This is a genomic window from Enterobacter cloacae complex sp. SHL022 (genome assembly GCF_049237785.1).
GTDB classification, from domain to species: Bacteria; Pseudomonadota; Gammaproteobacteria; order Enterobacterales; family Enterobacteriaceae; genus Enterobacter; species Enterobacter hormaechei_C.
This window is the reverse complement of the sequence record NZ_JBMKJH010000011.1, coordinates 104,246-122,613: the sequence shown is the minus strand read 5'-3', so window position 1 is coordinate 122,613 and position 18,368 is coordinate 104,246. Positions and strand designations below refer to the sequence as shown.

The 18,368-nt window shown below is 55.1% G+C and carries 21 protein-coding genes and 3 pseudogenes; 16 read left to right on the top strand and 8 right to left on the bottom strand.

Translation table 11 applies throughout. The features are described from left to right. The 4 genes and pseudogenes from ACOTZD_RS20210 to ACOTZD_RS20195 form a co-directional block, all read left to right on the top strand. Window positions 1-111: pseudogene (locus ACOTZD_RS20210) on the top strand (dimethyl sulfoxide reductase subunit B); the annotation flags it as partial. 1 nt (window position 112) lies between these two features. Continuing rightward, window positions 113-967: a dimethyl sulfoxide reductase anchor subunit family protein gene (locus ACOTZD_RS20205; protein ID WP_045343453.1), complete on the top strand. Its 855-nt coding sequence runs from the start codon at window positions 113-115 to the stop codon at window positions 965-967. 44 nt (window positions 968-1,011) lie between these two features. After that, a complete protein-coding gene (dmsD, locus tag ACOTZD_RS20200) occupies window positions 1,012-1,626 on the top strand; it encodes a Tat proofreading chaperone DmsD (protein WP_015570619.1) in 615 nt (204 codons plus the stop codon). Window positions 1,627-1,735: 109 nt separating this feature from the next. After that, window positions 1,736-2,047, top strand: a complete 312-nt coding sequence (locus ACOTZD_RS20195) for a YebG family protein (RefSeq protein ID WP_032634159.1) — start codon at window positions 1,736-1,738, stop codon at window positions 2,045-2,047. Between the two features lie 175 nt (window positions 2,048-2,222). Here ACOTZD_RS20195 and catA read toward each other — a convergent pair whose 3' ends face one another. Together catA and ACOTZD_RS20185 are read right to left on the bottom strand one after the other, a co-directional pair. Next, entirely contained in the window at window positions 2,223-2,900 is a 678-nt protein-coding gene (gene catA, locus ACOTZD_RS20190; protein WP_022651054.1) for a type A chloramphenicol O-acetyltransferase, read from the bottom strand. Between the two features lie 85 nt (window positions 2,901-2,985). Continuing rightward, window positions 2,986-3,433: pseudogene (locus ACOTZD_RS20185) on the bottom strand (LysR substrate-binding domain-containing protein); the annotation flags it as partial. 62 nt (window positions 3,434-3,495) lie between these two features. On the opposite strand from ACOTZD_RS20185, the pseudogene ACOTZD_RS20180 reads away from it, so the two are divergent. From ACOTZD_RS20180 to clcB, 7 genes and pseudogenes are all read left to right on the top strand, one after another. Continuing rightward, window positions 3,496-3,652 (top strand): annotated as a pseudogene (locus ACOTZD_RS20180) (alpha/beta hydrolase); the annotation flags it as partial. A 292-nt stretch (window positions 3,653-3,944) separates the two neighbouring features. Beyond that, the gene (locus ACOTZD_RS20175) at window positions 3,945-4,694 is read left to right on the top strand and encodes a YoaK family protein (RefSeq protein WP_060580353.1); all 750 of its coding nucleotides are present in this window, start codon (window positions 3,945-3,947) and stop codon (window positions 4,692-4,694) included. Window positions 4,695-4,944: 250 nt separating this feature from the next. Then, the gene (gene osmY, locus ACOTZD_RS20170) at window positions 4,945-5,655 is read left to right on the top strand and encodes an osmoprotectant ABC transporter permease OsmY (protein ID WP_003857442.1); all 711 of its coding nucleotides are present in this window, start codon (window positions 4,945-4,947) and stop codon (window positions 5,653-5,655) included. Between the two features lie 18 nt (window positions 5,656-5,673). Further along, complete coding sequence (gene osmX, locus ACOTZD_RS20165) at window positions 5,674-6,573, top strand: osmoprotectant ABC transporter substrate-binding protein OsmX (protein ID WP_023324570.1); 900 nt, start codon at window positions 5,674-5,676, stop codon at window positions 6,571-6,573. A gap of 8 nt (window positions 6,574-6,581) precedes the next feature. Continuing rightward, window positions 6,582-7,229 (top strand): osmoprotectant ABC transporter permease OsmW, encoded by a 648-nt coding sequence (gene osmW, locus ACOTZD_RS20160; protein WP_006808875.1) that lies wholly within the window; start codon window positions 6,582-6,584, stop codon window positions 7,227-7,229. After that, window positions 7,229-8,377, top strand: coding sequence for an osmoprotectant ABC transporter ATP-binding protein OsmV (gene osmV, locus ACOTZD_RS20155; protein WP_003857446.1), 1,149 nt, complete (start codon window positions 7,229-7,231; stop codon window positions 8,375-8,377). Before osmW ends, osmV begins: the two co-directional genes overlap by 1 nt. Window positions 8,378-8,482: 105 nt before the next feature. After that, on the top strand, window positions 8,483-9,793 hold the full coding sequence (clcB, locus tag ACOTZD_RS20150) for a voltage-gated ClC-type chloride channel ClcB (RefSeq protein ID WP_421636362.1): 1,311 nt from the start codon (window positions 8,483-8,485) through the stop codon (window positions 9,791-9,793). Here clcB and bioD read toward each other — a convergent pair. The 3 genes from bioD to ACOTZD_RS20135 form a co-directional block, all read right to left on the bottom strand. Continuing rightward, complete coding sequence (gene bioD / locus ACOTZD_RS20145; RefSeq protein ID WP_022651051.1) at window positions 9,728-10,423, bottom strand: dethiobiotin synthase; 696 nt, start codon at window positions 10,421-10,423, stop codon at window positions 9,728-9,730. The two genes, clcB and bioD, sit on opposite strands and share 66 nt — an antisense overlap. 129 nt (window positions 10,424-10,552) lie before the next feature. Further along, a complete protein-coding gene (mlc, locus tag ACOTZD_RS20140) occupies window positions 10,553-11,773 on the bottom strand; it encodes a sugar metabolism global transcriptional regulator Mlc (protein ID WP_003857451.1) in 1,221 nt (406 codons plus the stop codon). A 121-nt stretch (window positions 11,774-11,894) separates the two neighbouring features. After that, window positions 11,895-12,800, bottom strand: coding sequence for a LysR family transcriptional regulator (locus ACOTZD_RS20135; protein ID WP_003857454.1), 906 nt, complete (start codon window positions 12,798-12,800; stop codon window positions 11,895-11,897). Window positions 12,801-12,921: 121 nt separating this feature from the next. Here ACOTZD_RS20135 and ACOTZD_RS20130 point away from each other — a divergent pair, with 121 nt between their 5' ends. From ACOTZD_RS20130 to ACOTZD_RS20110, 5 genes are all read left to right on the top strand, one after another. Continuing rightward, on the top strand, window positions 12,922-14,175 hold the full coding sequence (locus ACOTZD_RS20130; protein ID WP_174402260.1) for an MFS transporter: 1,254 nt from the start codon (window positions 12,922-12,924) through the stop codon (window positions 14,173-14,175). A 74-nt stretch (window positions 14,176-14,249) separates the two neighbouring features. After that, on the top strand, window positions 14,250-15,734 hold the full coding sequence (locus ACOTZD_RS20125; protein ID WP_170851326.1) for a carboxypeptidase M32: 1,485 nt from the start codon (window positions 14,250-14,252) through the stop codon (window positions 15,732-15,734). Between the two features lie 149 nt (window positions 15,735-15,883). After that, on the top strand, window positions 15,884-16,189 hold the full coding sequence (gene asr, locus ACOTZD_RS20120) for an acid resistance repetitive basic protein Asr (RefSeq protein WP_003857459.1): 306 nt from the start codon (window positions 15,884-15,886) through the stop codon (window positions 16,187-16,189). Window positions 16,190-16,281: 92 nt separating this feature from the next. Beyond that, window positions 16,282-16,365, top strand: a complete 84-nt coding sequence (locus ACOTZD_RS20115; protein WP_057979992.1) for a hypothetical protein — start codon at window positions 16,282-16,284, stop codon at window positions 16,363-16,365. Window positions 16,366-16,468: 103 nt separating this feature from the next. Then, complete coding sequence (locus ACOTZD_RS20110) at window positions 16,469-17,290, top strand: trypsin-like serine peptidase (RefSeq protein WP_003857461.1); 822 nt, start codon at window positions 16,469-16,471, stop codon at window positions 17,288-17,290. Between the two features lie 5 nt (window positions 17,291-17,295). On the opposite strand, the gene mdtI is transcribed toward ACOTZD_RS20110, so the two are convergent. The 3 genes from mdtI to ACOTZD_RS20095 form a co-directional block, all read right to left on the bottom strand. Continuing rightward, window positions 17,296-17,625 carry a multidrug/spermidine efflux SMR transporter subunit MdtI gene (gene mdtI / locus ACOTZD_RS20105; RefSeq protein WP_003857463.1) on the bottom strand — a complete coding sequence of 110 codons (330 nt, stop codon included), beginning with the start codon at window positions 17,623-17,625 and terminating at the stop codon, window positions 17,296-17,298. Then, window positions 17,612-17,974, bottom strand: coding sequence for a multidrug/spermidine efflux SMR transporter subunit MdtJ (gene mdtJ / locus ACOTZD_RS20100; protein ID WP_003857465.1), 363 nt, complete (start codon window positions 17,972-17,974; stop codon window positions 17,612-17,614). The genes mdtI and mdtJ overlap by 14 nt, the downstream gene beginning before the upstream one ends. 118 nt (window positions 17,975-18,092) lie before the next feature. After that, a complete protein-coding gene (locus tag ACOTZD_RS20095) occupies window positions 18,093-18,263 on the bottom strand; it encodes a hypothetical protein (RefSeq protein WP_006808891.1) in 171 nt (56 codons plus the stop codon). Between the last annotated feature and the right edge of the window lie 105 nt (window positions 18,264-18,368).

Here is an 18,368-nt window from a genome sequence, read left to right as displayed (position 1 = left end):
CCGCTGCCGTCTGCGCACTTCACAAAGCCGAGTATTGTGATTAAACCTAACGCCAACAGCCGTCCGACGGGTGACACCACCGGCTACCTGGCAAACCCGAAGGAGGTGTGAGATGGGAAGTGGATGGCATGAATGGCCGCTGGTGATCTTCACCGTTTTCGGGCAGTGCGTGGCCGGCGCGTTAATCGTGATGGGCTTCGTCTGGCTTAAGGAAAATGATGACAAGGCCAGAATGCGCATCGTGCGCAGCCTGTTTTTTCTCTGGCTGGTAATGGGTATTGGGTTTATGGCTTCGGTGCTGCATCTTGGCTCCCCGCTGCGTGCCTTCAACTCGCTTAACCGCGTGGGCGCGTCAGCGCTGAGTAATGAGATCGCGGCGGGTTCGATCTTCTTTGCCGTGGGCGGTTTCTGGTGGCTGGTGTCGGTTATCGGTAAAATGCCTCCAGCTTTGGGCAAAATCTGGCTGGTTGTCAGCCAGCTTCTGGGTATCGTTTTTGTCTGGGCGATGACCCGGGTCTATCAGATAGAGACTGTCCCGACCTGGTATACGGGTTACACCACGCTGAGCTTCTTCCTGACGATGGTCCTTGCTGGTCCTCTGCTGGCCGCGCTGCTGCTACGCGTCGCAAACGTGACATTCAAAGGTACTCTTGCCGCGTCTGTCAGCGTACTGGCAATTATCGTCTGCGTGGCGGTCGTCGTGTTGCAAAGCAATACGCTGGGGACGATACAGAGTTCCATCCAGCAGGCCAGCGCCCTGCTGCCAGATTATGGTTCGCTTCAGGTATGGCGCATCGCGTTGCTGGCGGCGGGTTTAGGCTGCTGGATCTGCCCGCTTATTCGTCGTCAGGAGCCAAAAACGCTCGGCCTGTTTGCAGGTGTCGTTCTGGTGGCGCTGGGTGAACTGATTGGCCGTGGGCTATTTTATGGTCTGCATATGACCGCAGGGTTAGCAATTGCAGGTTAACACAGGTGCGCGGGGCTACCCGCGCGCAAGTAAGGAAAGTTGTAATGAATGATGTCTCACACCGCGAATCGTTCGCGTTCAGCGCCCGGGTACTGGGCGCGCTGTTTTATTTCGCCCCAGACAGCGAGCAGACCGCGCCGCTGGTGAGTGCCCTGACCGCAGGTGACTGGGTTCAGGATTGGCCGCTGGCGGAGGAAAACCTGCTGCCTGTCGCCAGTATGTTTAAGACCCCATCGGATGAAGCGTTGAAAGACGCCTGGCAGCGTCTGTTTATTGGCCCGTATGCCCTGCCCGCCCCTCCGTGGGGCTCGGTCTGGCTTGATCGCGAGTCAGTGCTGTTTGGCGATTCGACCCTCGCGTTGCGTCAGTGGATGCGTGAAAACCATATCGCCTTTGAGATGCAGCAGAATGAGCCTGAAGATCATTTCGGAACGTTGCTGATGCTGGCGGCATGGCTTGCCGAGAACGGTCGCGAAACAGAACGCGACCAGCTTCTGGCCTGGCATCTGCTGCCATGGAGCACGCGTTTCCTTAGCGTATTCGTTGAAAACGCGGCCCATCCGTTCTACACCGCGCTGGGTAAACTTGCCCAGCTGACGCTGGCGGAATGGCAGTCCACTTTGCTGATCCCGATTGCCGAAAAAACGCTGTACCGATAACAGCACCTGGCTTGTCCACCCGTTGTGCAGGCCAGGCTCGCACATTTTTGCTGCAACACAACGTCACAACTGTTATACTGTATATAATTACAGTATATGGGGGTGCACAATGGCTGTTGAAACAAAATTTGTTGTCGTAAGAAAAGGTGAAGAGAAAATGACTTTTGCCAGTAAGAAAGAGGCTGACGCTCACGACAAACTGCTCGATATGGCAGAAGCGTTCACTGACTGGCTGTTGCAAAGCGGAATGCAGATGGATGAAACGCAGGCGGAGAACCTTGGTCTGTATCTCGCCGAGCAGAAAGAGTCCGTGCAGCATATCCTGCGTACCAGCAAGCTTCCCGAGCTCAATGCTGCAACGGATAAAACAGCATCAGATGCGGATAGCAGCAAAAAAATCCGGGCCGTCAAAGCCGCCTGATCGTCAGAACGACTCATCACCTGTCATGCCGCCGCGGGCCGGAAACGGCTCGCGGCTTCATCATGCATTATTTCGATCTTCTCGAAAACAATGCGATTGAACATTTTAATCTGTTCTGGCGTAAAATTTGGTTACAGCATTTCCTCTCGTCAGACGTATGTTAAAAACACGTGAATCACACGTTCGGCGCCTCTGAATGGTGTGGTAAATTATCACATAACTCTTGCAACTCGTTGATCATCCTGGCTACATGGAAGCCATCACAAACAGAATGATGGACCTGAACGGCGAAAGGCAACAAGACTTTTTCATCCTGGTTATAGTATTTTCCAAACGTGAACATGGGCGCAAAAAAATTCCGCATGTTAGCGACGTTGACGTTAAAACTGCTAAAACTGACCCACGGAATATCAGATATGAAAAATATATTCTCCCGGGACTCTTCTTTGGGCCAGTAGGCAAGATTATCACCATAGCGAGAAACGTCTTCTGCATAAACGTTCTGAAAGTGATGAATATTCCCGTCGAAGTGACTCCATAATGATGAAAACGTCTCCGTCTCTTTATGGAAAAGGGTATAGCTGGGATGCACCTCATTCCATATTACAAGCTCATTATCCTTCATGGCCATACGGAATTCCGGATGCCGGTTTACGACGTGAGAAATAAGGGAAATAATCGCAGGATAAAATTTCCAGCCAACCTCTTTGATATGCTTTAGCAGCACGGTAATGTCCAGCTGAACCGTTTGGTTAAATGTAGATTGAGCAAAGCCCTGAAATACTTCAAAGTGTTCCTTTCTTGCCCAACGTGATAAGTCAACTACCGTATATTCTGGCGTTATTTTTGTCATTTCAGAGCCTTAGTTGAGCTGCGCTATATAAAATAGTAGCGTATCACAAACGCAGGGGCTGTATAGACCGTAGCGAAGAGGCACCCTAAATTTTCAGCGTATCAATCACCGCTCTCAGCGCCGGGGATACGTTGCGGTGTGGATAATAGAGGTACAGTCCGTCCATCCGCAGGCTGTAGCGCTGTAAGACGCGTATAAGCGTGCCACGCTCCAGATCGTCAGCCACCAGCTCAACCGGGACATAGGCCAGCCCGAGTCCCAGCCGGGCCGCTTCGGCCTCCATGTAGCTGTCGGAAAAGGCCCATTGCCCCTCCGGGCGGTGAGTCACTCGCTTCCCATCCTGCACAAGCTCCCATTGATAGTGGTTACCGTCGGCGAACTGGTAGGCAATGCAGGGATGAGCATCCAGATCGGCGGGCGTCTGCGGAAAACCATAGCGCCGAAAATGCGCCGGAGCGGCAACCACAGCCATCTCCATATCGGGCGTGATGCGCACGGCAATCATCCGGCCCCAGCCGGACGCCAGCGTAGAATGAAAATATTCACCAAACTGTCCGCCGTGCTGCTATGCGCATCATTAAGTTGAGTTAAAACAATGAATTAGTAAGAAACACGAAATCCTGACGCCCGCGTTTCGATGGTGACAACCTGAGATAAGACCTTCGCCGAGAGCGATAAAGTCGACCACCGCAAGGTGACGTTCGAGAACCGATACGGGATCACCCTGGCTGGCGATCTGTACATTCCCAGGAACAGCGGCGACCAGATGCTGGCTTCTCTTCTCGTCGTTGTGAATTACACCTATGTCTACACTGAATCAAATCCCATCCCGCTCCAGCGAGCATGCATACTGGGCCGGTATTTATGCCCGCCAGTCTGCTCGCGTCATCAGCAATAAAGCATTATATTAACAAGGTTATTTTATTTAATTACAAAACCTCGCACTCCTCCCGTTGAAATAATAATTAAGCAATATCCTGGTCAGCCAGCGACATCGCTTTGTTAGCTTGAGCGTTCAGGCAAAGCTCAAACCGGAGGTATTCTTTGCTGATTAAATTAAAGAAAGAACGAACGCATCAGGAGGATCGTCGTCTTGCCCTCTGGCTGGCGACCTCCGCGGGACTGCTGAATGCCATTGCGCTGGGCGCGTTCGGCTTTTTTCCCTCGCATATGACGGGCAATACCTCGCAGCTATCCAGCGAAGTTTCCTCCACCGATCTCAGCGATATTCTTTTCTTCGGCACCATTATTCTTTCGTTTGTCTCAGGTGCCATCGCTGCGCGGATTATTGTTATCTGGGGGATTATCCATAACATCAGGCTGGTATTCAGCCAGGTTCTGTTTGTTGAAGGGCTATTACTGGCAGGGGTATCCCTGTACGAAATGTATTTTCACTCCTTTGCCACGAATCAGGAGATTATTATTTTCCTGTGCGGGTTGATGGGAATTCATAATTCCACCTCCACTCAGCTATCCGGTGGACGGGTAAGATCCACACACATCACCGGCACGCTGACCGATGCGGGCATTTCGCTGGCCTCCGTTATGGTCGCCATGATGCGCCGGGATTATTCCAAAGATACGGCCGCGCAAAAGAGTCAGCTCAAAACCCATTTAACTACCCTTTTCTCCTTTATCAGCGGAGGTATCGCGGGGCTGATCCTGTTCAGAGAGTTTGGATTCCACGCGATGCTGGCGCTGGGCCTGCTGCTGGTAGTCGTCGCCGCCTTCTCTATCGTCCGCATCTCGTGGCGGGTACGAAAAGTGCGCGCCGCGCTTAGTCGACAGGTTTAATCAGCACGCCTTACGTGACATTGTCACGTAAGGCGTGCTTCTTTAAGACTATTCTGCCTGCCCACTGACAGCCCTTATGCCATAAGGCTTCACCCAGGTTGTCACTAATTTCATAGGGTTACTGTTTTACCCCCTTCGCTGGAACCCTTCCGTTTCGCTTGCTATAGGTGAAGAACCCCTGCCGAAACATGGCATAACAACAGGCAACCGGTGGTTGCTATAACGCATGCGCACAGGGAGACACACCGCAATGCACCCATTACTTAAACGTTCGCTGCTTTTTGTCGGCGCGATTATCGTGGTTCTCGCTCTCCTCACCTGGGGAATTGGACTGGAGACGATTAAGGCGCGCCAGGTTGACCTGATCTACCTCGGGCAACAGCACCTGATTCTGGTCTTTTCATCAATGTTCTTTGCCCTGCTGGTGGGCATTCCAAGCGGTATTTTGCTGAGCCGTCCAGCCGCGCGTGGTATCGCCGAATATGTGATGCAAATCTTTAACGTGGGTAACACCCTGCCGCCGCTGGCCGTTCTGGCGCTGGCGATGGTGGTGATTGGCATCGGTGATAAACCGGCCATTATCGCCCTCTTTCTGGCCTCTCTGCTGCCGATTGTGCGTAACACCTATGCCGGGCTGTGCTCTGTTCCCGCGTCGTTGCTGGAAGCGGCAAACGGTATCGGCATGACCAAATGGCAGCGCCTGCGTCAGGTTGAGATCCCTAACGCGTGGCCGGTGATGCTTTCTGGTATTCGCATTGCCACTGCGATTAACGTCGGTACCGCACCGCTGGCATTCCTGATTGGCGCCAGCAGCTACGGCGAGCTGATTTTCCCTGGGATCTATCTGAATGACTTTCCGACGCTGATCCTGGGCGCGGCGGCCACCGCCCTGTTCGCCCTGATTCTGGATACGCTGCTGGCGGCACTGGGTCGACTACTGAGCCCGCATCTCGCGCGATAATTATAACAAGGAGCTTCTATGAGACTGTTTTCCGGCCTGACGGCGCTATGCGCCGCCGCGCTCTTCACCAGCCAGGCGCTCGCCGCGCCGCTGATCCTGGCAACCAAGAGCTTTACCGAGCAGCACATTCTCTCGGCCATGACCGTGCAGTATCTGCAAAAGAAAGGGTTTCAGGTGCAGCCGCAGACCAATATTGCAACGGTGATTTCCCGTAACGCGATGATCAACAGGCAGATTGATATGACCTGGGAGTACACCGGCACGTCGCTGATCATCTTCAACCACATCAACAAACGCATGTCGCCACAGGAGTCATACGAGACGGTGAAACGCCTCGACGCGAAGCACGGTCTGGTGTGGCTTAAACCTGCCGATATGAACAATACCTATGCCTTTGCCATGCAGCGCAAGCGCGCCGAGGCTGAACATATCAATACCATGTCTGAGATGGTGGCAAAGATTGAGCAGATCCGTAAAACCGATCCGGATAACAACTGGCTGCTGGGCCTTGACCTGGAATTTGCCGGGCGCAGCGACGGGATGAAACCGTTGCAGGCGGCCTACAAGATGGAGCTGGACCGCCCGCAGATCCGCCAGATGGATCCGGGACTGGTCTATAACGCGGTGCGCGACGGGTTTGTCGATGCGGGGCTGATCTACACCACCGACGGGCGCGTAAAGGGCTTCGATCTTAAAGTGCTGGAAGACGATAAAGGCTTCTTCCCGAGTTATGCCGTGACGCCAGTTGTTCGAAAAGACACGCTGGAGGCTAACCCGGGGCTGGAGGAGGCGCTGAACACCCTCTCAGCCCAGCTCAATAACGACGTTATCACCGACCTGAATAAGAAGGTGGATATCGACCATCAGTCACCGCAGCAGGTCGCCCGTGATTTCCTGCGTAGCAAACAGTTGCTGTAGGAGGCGCTATGGAGACAATTCACTATATTCTCGACAACTGGGACTATCTCTTAACCCTGACGCTGCAACACCTGTGGCTGGTGGCACTCGCCGTCGGCCTGGCGATTATTATTGGCGTGCCGCTGGGCATTTTAATTGTCCGCCATAAATGGCTGGCAACGCCGGTGCTGGGGATTGCCACCATTGTGCTCACCATCCCGTCAATTGCGCTTTTCGGCCTGATGATCCCGCTCTTTTCGCTGATCGGTCAGGGCATTGGCGCCCTGCCCGCGATTACTGCGGTGTTCCTCTATTCGCTGCTGCCGATTGTGCGTAACACCCATACGGCGCTCGACAGCCTGCCCCCCGGCCTGCGAGAAGCGGGACGCGGCATCGGCATGACCTTCTGGCAGCGTCTGCGCTGGGTGGAAATCCCGATGGCGCTGCCGGTGATTTTTGGCGGCATCCGCACCGCCGTGGTAATGAACATCGGCGTCATGGCGATTGCCGCCGTGATCGGCGCGGGCGGTCTGGGCCTGCTGCTGCTTAACGGTATTGGCGGGAGTGATATTCGTATGTTGATTGCGGGCGCGCTGATGATTTGTCTTTTAGCGATTGTGCTCGACTGGTTGCTGCACCGTTTGCAGGTGGTACTGACTCCGAAGGGGATTCGATAATGATAAAACTGGAAAACCTCACCAAACAATTTTCACAGAAACACGGCCAGACGTTTAAGGCCGTCGACAACGTCAACCTGAACGTGCCTGAAGGGGAAATGTGCGTGCTGCTCGGCCCGTCCGGCTGCGGGAAAACCACTACCCTGAAGATGATCAACCGTCTCATTACGCCAAGTAGCGGGACAATCCTGATTAACGGCGAAGACACCAGCGGAATGGACACCGTGACCCTGCGCCGCAACATTGGCTACGTGATCCAGCAGATTGGCCTGTTCCCGAACATGACCATCGAAGAGAACATTACCGTCGTGCCGCGCATGCTGGGCTGGGACAAGGCACGCTGTAAATCCCGTGCCGAAGAGCTGATGGATATGGTGGCAATGGATCCGCATAAATTCCTTCACCGCTATCCGCGCGAAATGTCCGGCGGGCAGCAGCAGCGTATCGGCGTCATCCGCGCGCTGGCAGCCGATCCTCCGGTCCTGCTGATGGATGAACCGTTCGGTGCAGTCGACCCGATCAACCGTGAGGTGATCCAGAACCAATTCCTTGAGATGCAGCGCAAGCTGAAAAAGACCGTGATGCTGGTGAGCCACGATATTGACGAAGCGCTGAAGCTGGGCGACCGTATTGCCGTCTTCCGTCAGGGGCGTATCGTGCAGTGCGCCAGCCCGGACGAGCTGCTGGCGAAACCCGCGAATGAGTTTGTTGGCTCGTTTGTTGGTCAGGACCGGACGTTGAAACGCCTGCTGCTGGTATCGGCGGGCGACGTCACCGACCAGCAGCCTACCATTACGGTACGCGAATCGACGCCGCTGCCGGAGGCCTTCGCCACCATGGATGACAACGATATTCGCGCCATTACCGTGGTTGATGAGCACGGCAAACCGCTCGGCTTTGTGAAGCGCCGCGAAGCGCGTAACGCCAGCGGCAGCTGCGGGGATATTCTGCATCCGTTCCGTATGACCGGTAAGGCCGAGGATAACCTGCGCGTGGTGCTTTCTCGCCTGTATGAGAGCAACACCAGCTGGATGCCGATTGTGGACGAGGACGGACGCTATAACGGCGAGATATCCCAGGATTATATTGCGGAGTATTTGAGTTCAGGGCGTACGCGCCGGGCATTAAATATTCATAGCGAGAGTTAAGCATTCAGGCCGGGTACTGCCCGGCCTTTTTCCGCACGCATACCTTTTGCTAACCTCCCGATTTCCCGCCACAATATTGTATCGTCCCCGTTAAATCACGACTTCATGCAACGTCTTCACGCTTACCCCGACATCCGCGCGATGTTTCGCCGTCTCCTGATTGCTACCGTCACCGGCGTGCTGGCGGCGCTGGCCGTTGCGGTGTTCCGCCACAGCATGTATCTGCTGGAGTGGCTATTTCTCAGCAACGAAAGCGGAAGTCTGGTGAACGCCGCAGCCGCGTTATCGCCCTGGCGGCGGGCGCTGACGCCTGCGCTAGGTGGTCTGGCCGCGGGGATGCTGCTGTGGGGATGGCAGCGCATGACGGCACAACGTCCCCACGCCCCGACCGATTATATGGAAGCGCTTGAGACGGGAGACGGCCAGTTTGACTACGGCGCCAGCCTGGTGAAATCCCTCGCGTCGTTGCTGGTGGTCGCCAGCGGCAGCGCCATCGGCCGTGAAGGCGCCATGATCCTGCTCGCCGCCCTCGCCGCCTCCTTTTTTGCACAACGTTGTACGCCAAAATCCGAATGGAAACTGTGGATCGCCTGCGGTGCCGCCCCCGGGATGGCCAGCGCCTATCATGCGCCGCTGGCGGGCAGCCTGTTTATCGCAGAGATCCTGTTTGGCACGCTGATGCTGGCCTCCCTCGGCCCGGTGGTGATTGCCGCTGTAGTGGCCCTGCTGACCACGCGCCTGTTAAGTCCCGGCGCGAATACGCTATATGATGTCCATCTCAGCGAGATGCTTACGGCGGTGGATTATTTCCTGATCGTTGGCGTGGGCCTGCTGGCTGGCGTTTGCGGCCCGCTGCTGATGTGGCTGATGGCGGCCAGCCACAGGCTGTTTCTGCGTCTCAAACTCTCACCGCCGTGGCAGCTGGCGCTGGGTGGTCTGATCGTCGGGCTGCTGTCGCTGCTGACGCCAAAAGTATGGGGGAATGGCTATAGCGTGGTTCAGGCGTTTTTGCAGTCGCCGCCGCTGCTGTCGGTGATTGCTGGCGTCTTTATTTGCAAGCTGCTGGCGGTACTGGCAAGCAGCGGGTCCGGCGCGCCGGGAGGCGTGTTCACGCCAACCTTGTTCGTTGGTATGGCAACGGGAATGCTGTTTGCGCAGATCTTTGCGCTGTGGTTTCCTGGCTCTGAGACGGCGATCCTGCTTGGGCTGGCGGGAATGGCGACGCTGCTCGCCGCCACAACGCATGCGCCAATCATGTCGGCCTTGATGGTCTGTGAGATGACCGGGCAGTATTTTTTACTTCCCGGTTTGCTGGTTGCCTGTGTTGTGGCATCGGTATTGTCGAGAACGCTACGCCACGACTCGATCTATGGCCAGCATACCGCCGAAAGCCGAGAGATCGATATAGTGCGCTAATTCGCGCTGCTCTGCGCGGGGCAGATAAGGCAGTTCGCCTACCAGCGGGCCAGGCAGCTTTTTGCTCAGCACGTCGATGATTTCAGCGTAGTGCGCAAGGCCCGGGTTAATACGATTCGCCACCCAACCAATCAGCGGCAGGCCGTCATTAGCGATAGCCTGCGCCGTCAGCAAGGCATGGTTGATGCACCCTTCCTGGATGCCCACGACCATAATCACCGGCAATTGCTCCTGTACCACCCATTCGGAAAGGGGACGTAAATCGTTCATCAGGCTGCGCCAGCCACCGGTCCCTTCAACGACAACGTGGTCAACCTTTTCACTCAGATTTGCCAGGCCATCAGAAAGCAGGCTGTAGTTGATAAGCCCACTGTGAGCGACGCTGCTTTCCTCTTCGCTTAACGCGATAGGATTGACGGCATCATAAGGCAGTTCCAGAGACGAGACGCTTTGCAGAACCAGGGCGTCCTTATTGCGCAGCCCTTCTGGCGTCTCTTTACTGCCTTTTGCAACCGGCTTGTATCCTGCAACGCGTTTACCGCTTGCCGCCAGGGCCTGGAGTAACGCGCGGGATACGACTGTCTTCCCGACAGACGTATCCGTACCAGTAATAAAGAAACGCTTAAGCATGACTCATTCCACCTCTTGGGTATGCTTCAAAATATAAACCAGGTAAATAATTCAGTGGGGAAAGTCTACGGGATGCGTGCGCTACCGGGCTTGAGATAGCGCAATTTTTCGTACATCTCTGGAAAAGAGTTAGCCCTGTAGCAAACGAATCAGTAACGAGCCGTTGTACATCGCATCTTTTACCAGCGCGGCGCCGGCCATGGTGCCCTGGTTGGAAAATTGCGTACTTTCGACCACGATGTTTTTACTGTACGCGGGAAGCGCCTGCTGATTGATGCAGGCGGAAATCGCCGGAAAGAGGATATCCGCCGCCTGGCTGAGCGGGGAGCCGATCAGTATTTTTTGCGGGTTAAACAGATTCACCATAATGGCCAGAATGCGCCCGACATTATTGCCCACGCCGGTAATAATGTCCTTCGCCAGCAGATCGCCCTGCCTTGCCGCAGCGCACAGTGCCTCGACGCTTAACGGTTGACCGTGCAGCGTGGAGCTCATCGACTGGCTGAGCCGCACTTGCGCCAGCTCCAGCACGCTTTCGACGCTGGCAATCGTCTCCAGACAGCCATGGTTACCGCAGTAGCAGCGTTTTCCGTACGGATCGACCTGCGTATGGCCGATCTCCACCAGGCTACTGCTGCCAGCATGCAACAGACGCCCGTCGGTAATCACACCAGCGCCAACGTTATGATCAATCACCACCTGAATCACGTCGCGCGCGCCCCGGGAAGCGCCAAACAACGCCTCCGCCATCGTCCAGGCGCTGATATCATGCTGAATGTAGACCGGTACACCGGTGTGGTTTTCCAGCACGTCGCCCAGCGGCATCTCTTTGACGTTTTCATAAAACGGCATGCGGTGCACAATGCCATTTTCGGTATCAATAATTCCCGGCAGGGTGATCGCAATCGCCGTTAAACGTTCAAGACGCTGCTGGTGACGAATAAAGAACTGGTCGATGTGGGTCAGAATGGCATCGAGAAGTGGTTGCTCTGCATTAAGCGGGAGTTCCAGCCGGTCTTCCACCACCAGCTTGCTGCTGAGGTCGCGCAGCGCGAGGAAGATTTCCCCGCGGCTAATCCGCAGCGACAGGTAGTGCCAGGCTTCCGTTTCCACCACAAGCCCTACCGCCGGACGGCCACGACTGCCCGGCTCCTGAATTTCTGTCTCCTGAACCAGATGGGCTTCCAGCATTTCGCGGACAATCTTGGTAATACTGGCGGGTGCCAGTTGTGCCAGGCGCGAAAGATCGATACGCGAAACCGGACCAAGCTGATCAATCAGGCGATAAACGGCGCCCGCGTTGGTCTGCTTGATCTGATCGATATGCCCTGGCTGACTATCAGCAACCACCTCGTACTCCCTTATTTTCGAGCTTCGAAATAAACTGAGGGCTATGGTGAAGCACTTCAATGGCTGACGTCAAATTTTTACTTAGCCATGTGATTTACTGCACATTTTCGCCCACTTTTCCCTATAAATAACGCCCGCGAGAAGCGGTAATTAATTGTTCTTTGAAACGCTGTGCCGCATGGCTCTGTTCATGATGTTTAGACCACACCAGCCACATCTCTGAGACTGCATCCTGCTCGGCTATCTTCACCCAGCGCATTTCCGGCAATTGTACCCGTTTAAACGAGGCCGGGAGAATCGACACGCCAAGCCCTGCGGCAACGAGACCAATGATCGTCATGGCTTCCCCCACCTCCTGCGCGATAGTCGGGACAAGGCCATATCGCCGCATCAAACCAAGAATATCGTCATACAACCCGGTTCCCACCTGTGGGTCAAAAAAGACAAATGGCTCTTTCGCCAGTTCAGCCAGCGTGACGCTGTGCTGCGCGGCGAGCGGATGATCCCGGGGGATCATCGCCATCAGCGGTTCGCGCAGGATCACCTGCCACGCCAGGGTATCAGGCAACTGCGTGTTACGCATCAGCCCCAGATCGAGCGATCCTTCGTTAAGCGGCGATATCTGCTCGCGAGTATTTATTTCGCGCGTCTGAATATGCACATCCGGAAAGTTACGGCGAAACGAAGATAGCGTTTGTGAAACAGCGCTGATAAAGGGGGCCGATGAGGTAAACCCGATGCGCAGCTCTCCCGTCTCCCCGAGATAAAGCCGTTCCGCTCTGGCGGCGGCGTCCTCCACCATACTCAGGATTTGTCGGCTATCGGCAAGAAACTGTTTTCCCGCCGCCGTCAGGCTCACGCTGCGGTTGGTTCGCGCCAGCAGACGCGCCCCGACCTGCTGCTCCAGGATCTGTATCTGCTGGCTTAGCGGTGGCTGAGAGATATTCAGCCTTGCCGCCGCACGACCAAAATGCAGCTCTTCGGCGACGGCGACAAAATAGCGTAGATGGCGCAGCTCGATATTCATATTTTTAAAGTATCATTTGAGATTATTAATATATTAGACAGAATATTTACATTTTCCTACCCTAATCTTGTGGTCATACCCGTCACCAGAAACCACGGGGATGTTTAAGCAAGGATTATGTGTGAGCCGTACAACGACCGTTGATATCGCGCCGGCCAGCGACATTGATGATTTACCCGCAGCACCGCAGCCGGTTCAGTTTATTAAACGTGGTACCCCCCAGTTTATGCGCGTCACGCTGGCGCTCTTCTCAGCGGGTCTCGCCACTTTCGCCCTGCTCTACTGCGTTCAGCCGATCCTGCCGGTCCTGTCGCATGAATTTGGCGTGTCGCCAGCCAGCAGCAGTATTTCGCTCTCCATTTCAACCGGGATGCTGGCGATCGGTCTGCTGTTCACCGGGCCACTTTCGGATGCCATCGGGCGTAAGCAGGTCATGGTAACGGCGTTAATGCTGGCCTCCGTGTGTACCTTGTTGTCCACCATGATGACCAGCTGGCACGGCATTCTGATCATGCGCGCGCTGATTGGGTTATCCCTGAGCGGCGTGGCGGCGGTCGGGATGACCTATCTCAGCGAGGAGATCCACCCGAGTTTCGTGGCCTTCTCCATGGGGCTGTACATTAGCGGGAACTCTATCGGCGGGATGAGCGGACGCCTGCTCAGCGGTGTGTTTACTGATTTCTTTAACTGGCGCATTGCGCTGGCCGTTATCGGCTGCTTCGCCCTCGCTTCGGCGCTGATGTTCTGGAAAATCCTGCCGGAATCGCGCCATTTCCGCCCGACCTCCCTGCGTCCGAAAACGTTATTTATCAACTTTCGCCTGCACTGGCGCGATCAAGGGCTGCCCCGTTTGTTCCTGACCGGTTTCCTGCTGATGGGCTCGTTCGTGACGCTGTTCAACTACATTGGCTATCGTCTGATGCTTTCACCGTGGCATCTTAGCCAGGCATTAGTGGGTTTGCTCTCTGTGGCATATCTCACCGGGACATGGAGTTCGCCAAAAGCGGGCGCCATGACCTCGCGCTTCGGCCGTGGTCCGGTGATGCTGGTATCCACCGCCGTGATGCTGTTCGGACTGCTGATGACGCTTTTCTCTTCCCTGTGGCTGATTTTTGCCGGAATGCTGCTCTTCTCTGCGGGCTTCTTTGCCGCGCATTCCGTTGCCAGCAGCTGGATTGGCCCACGCGCGCGCCGCGCTAAAGGTCAGGCTTCGTCACTGTATCTGTTCAGTTACTATCTTGGTTCCAGCATAGCCGGTACGCTCGGCGGGGTGTTCTGGCATAACTACGGCTGGAACGGCGTGGGCGGATTTATCGCGCTGATGCTGTGCGCGGCACTGCTGGTGGGCGCGAGCCTGCATAAACGACTGCATTAACATTCAGCCCTCTTCGTGTTTAAATCGAGCCGATGCTAATTTTTGTCATCGGCTGATTCAGACACGAGGACTTCATGAAAAACAATAACTATCAACAACTCACACGCACCTTCCAGCGCCTCTCCCGCTTCTCTCACCTCTCCTCCATCGCCAGCTGGGACATGTTCACCATGATGCCGCCAGGCGGCAGCGCCGCGCGCGGTGAAGCGCTGGCGGAGATGAGCGTCCTGCAACATCAGATCCTGACCGATAAAAAAGTGGGTGAATGGCTGGCGGCGGCGGCAGACGAAGATCTGAACGACGTTGAGCTGGCCAACCTGCGTGAAATGACGCGCCACTACCAGCAGGCAACTTTACTGCCGGAATCGCTGGTGGAGGCCAAATCGCTGGCGGGCAGCAGGTGTGAACACGCGTGGCGCACTCAGCGTCCGGCCAACGACTGGCAGGGCTTTTCAGCCAACCTGAAAGAGGTGGTGAAACTCAGTCGTGAAGAAGCCCGCCTGCGCGCTGAAGCTAAAGGCTGCACGCCTTACGACGCGCTGCTGGATATCTTTGAACCCGACATGACCAGCGCTCGCCTGGATGTGCTGTTCGGCGATCTGAAGTCCTGGCTACCGGAGTTGCTGGCAAAGGTTGTGGAAAAACAGGCTCAACGATCGTTCGTTCCGCCACAGGGTCCCTTCCCGACCGCCACCCAGCGCGAACTGGGCCTGGAAGCGATGAAAATGCTTGGCTTCGATTTTAACGGCGGTCGTCTGGACGTTAGCGCCCACCCGTTCTGCGGCGGCGTGCCGGAAGATGTGCGTATCACCACGCGTTACGATGAAGATGAACTGCTCAGCGCGCTTTTCGGCGTGATCCACGAAACCGGACATGCCCGCTACGAGCAAAACCTTCCGCGAGCATGGGCCGGTCAGCCCGTTGCGCTGGCGCGCTCTACGGCGATCCATGAATCCCAGAGCTTGTTCTTTGAAATGCAGCTAGGCCGCAGCGACGCTTTCCTGAAGCATCTGCTTCCGGCGGTTCATGCCCGTTTCGGTAGCCAGGCGGCATTCAGCGAAGAGAATTTTATTGCCTGGAACCAGCGCGTGAAGCCGGGCTACATCCGCGTTGATGCGGATGAAGTGAGCTATCCGGCGCATGTGGTGCTGCGCTATGAGATCGAGCGTGCGCTGATCAATGGCGAAATTGAAGTCGATGATATTCCCGCGTTATGGGATGAGAAAATGCAGGCCTGGCTTGGGTTATCCACCAAAGATAACTACCGCAACGGCTGTATGCAGGATATCCACTGGACCGACGGCGGTTTTGGCTACTTCCCGTCTTACACGCTGGGAGCAATGTATGCGGCACAGCTGTTCCATGCCGCCAAAACTGCGCTGCCCGGGTTGCAGGCATCCATCGCCGGGGGCGATTTCTCGGCGCTGTTTGACTGGCTGCGTCAGAATATCTGGCAGCACGGCAGCCGTTTCAGCACATCGCAGCTCATCACCCAGGCCACGGGTGAAGATCTGAATATCCGCTACTTCCGCGAACACCTGACATCCCGCTACCTATAACCGAATGCGCCGGGGATCTGCCCCGGCGTTGTACATACGGTTACACGCCGATACCAATCACTCACGGAAACCCCGAATTTACAGGGATATAGTTATTTCAACGGCCCCGCAGTGGGGTTAAATGAGAAACCAAATTCGAGGGTATGAAAATGAAAAAAGTATTAGCTCTGGTTGTTGCCGCTGCTATGGGTCTGTCTTCCGCTGCATTCGCGGCTGAAACTACCGCCACCGCAGCGCCTGCGGCTTCCACCGCTGCTCCGGCCAAAACGGTTCACCATAAAAAACATCACAAAGCGGCTAAACCAGCGGCAGAACAGAAAGCGCAGGCCGCTAAAAAGCACCACAAAAAAGCGGCAAAACCAGCGGTAGAGCAGAAAGCCCAGGCGGCTAAAAAGCATCACAAAAAAGCAGCAAAACACGAAGCGGCTAAACCTGCTGCACAGCCAGCAGCGTAAGAGTACAAGCTTAACCGTGCCCTTCGGGGCACGTTGGTAAACCGGCGCTGAACGGGTTTGCGGTCAGCGCCGTTTTTTTATCCGGAGGGCGTATGCTGCGGCGCTATCGGTTTGAGTTCATTCTTATCCTGCTAATTTTATGCGCGCTCATCGCCAGCCACTTTTATCTTTCCTGAATGTAGCACGCTGATTTTACTCCCACTTTCTCGCCGTCGCGTCTATAGTATTTTTATAGGGATCACTTTTAATAATCATAATTACCCCCCACCAGAGTGTGATATGCGTAAATCTGTTGTGTTGTTACTGGGAACGTTTAGCCTTTTTGCTGGCTTTTCACATGCGGATGATGGCGACGATGACGCCATTAGCGCCAAAGAGGTAAAGACGCTGTTTTTTGGTCATGACGATCGTACGCGTGTCACCGATCCTACCGAATCGCCCTGGGATGCCATCGGGCAACTGGAAACCGCCAGCGGCAATTTATGTACTGCAACCCTCATTACGCCACGCCTTGCGCTGACCGCGGGTCATTGCCTGTTAATGCCGCCTGAAGGCAAACCGGATAAAGCGATCGCCCTGCGCTTTGTGTCGCAAAAAGGAATATGGCGCTACGAAATTCACGGTATTGAGGGGCGGGTGGATCCGTCGCTTGGCAAACGCCTGAAACCGGATGGTGATGGCTGGATTGTGCCGCCCGGGGCGGCCTCCTGGGATTTCGGGCTGATCGTTTTACGTTATCCGCCGTCCGGGATCACCCCGCTGCCGCTCTTTGATGGCGATAAAGCCGCGCTCACCGCCGCCCTGAAAGCCGCCGATCGAAAAGTAACGCAGTCAGGCTACCCTGTTGATCACCTCGATTCGCTGTACACCCATACGGACTGCGTGGTGACGGGTTGGGCGCAAAACAGCGTGCTGTCGCATCAGTGCGATACGCTACCGGGTGATAGCGGATCGCCGCTGATGTTAAAAACCGATAACGGCTGGCAGCTGATTGGCGTTCAAAGTTCTGCGCCAGCGGCGAAAGACCGCTGGCGCGCCGATAACCGGGCGTTGTCGGTGACCGGTTTTCGCGACCGGCTGGAAGCCCTGGCGCAGCAGTAGGTCACTCAGGCCAGTTTAATCATGATCATGCCGGCGAGCAGTAATACCAGCCCTATCCAGCCTTTATTGTTTAAACGCTGCCCGAACATAATCCAGCCTGCCGCCAGGGTGGCGGCAATACCGAAGCCACCCCACAGCGCATAGGCCACGGACAGATCGATGCCTTTCACCGCCTGCGACAGGGCGCTAAACGCCCCCAGAACCGCGGCAATCGATAACAGGCCGTAGGCTTTGCGACGAAAACCGTCGGAGAACTTCAGAAAGACGTTCGCAATAATTTCCAGAACGATGGCGAAAGCCAGCCAGGCCGCGTGGATCCATTCAAACTGCTGCATGGGTCTGCTCCTTCTGCTGTTTTGCCGGTTTGCGTGTACCCGATTTAATCAGCACGATACCCGCGACCAGGGTCGTCAGCCCGGCAATTTTCATTGTCGTCAGGGTTTCATCAAATAACATGACGCTAAACAGCGTAATCAATAAAATACCAACACCTTCCCACAATGCGTATGCCACGCCCAGCGCGATTTTTTTAACCGCGAAAGAGAGGAAAATATAGGAAAGCGTAATCATGACCAGCATCAAAATAAAACCGGTGCTGCCATCACTCACGCTCGCCCATTTCATCGACAAGGTGCCGGTAATTTCAGCGACGATCGCCAGAGCTAATAAAATCCAGTAAAACATGTTTTTTCTCCTGCTTGAGAATATAATCCATCGAGGCTCACTGCGGACAGCAAACCAAAAAATTGGGAATTAAATCAGTTAGCTAAGCGCATAGCGCCAGCTCAGGCAGAAGACGTGACTATAGCGCGGAACGCCAGTGTTGCTCACCAGAAAGCAGGCAGAGGGAGGTTGAAAACAGAGCAGAGTTGTTTGAAAAATACGTCCTGAACAAATTGTCCATAAAATTACAATTATCCGCGGTGTTGCTTCTCGTCTTTGCGGATGAAAATTGTCCTCGGTAGTTGAACACGCCTGATTTGTATCATAAGCCAGGAATTTACTCAAAGCCTTTTCATTTCTTTACCCAGTCTGTTTGATTTTGGTTAGTTTTTTTAATCCGCTTTCCCCTCTATTA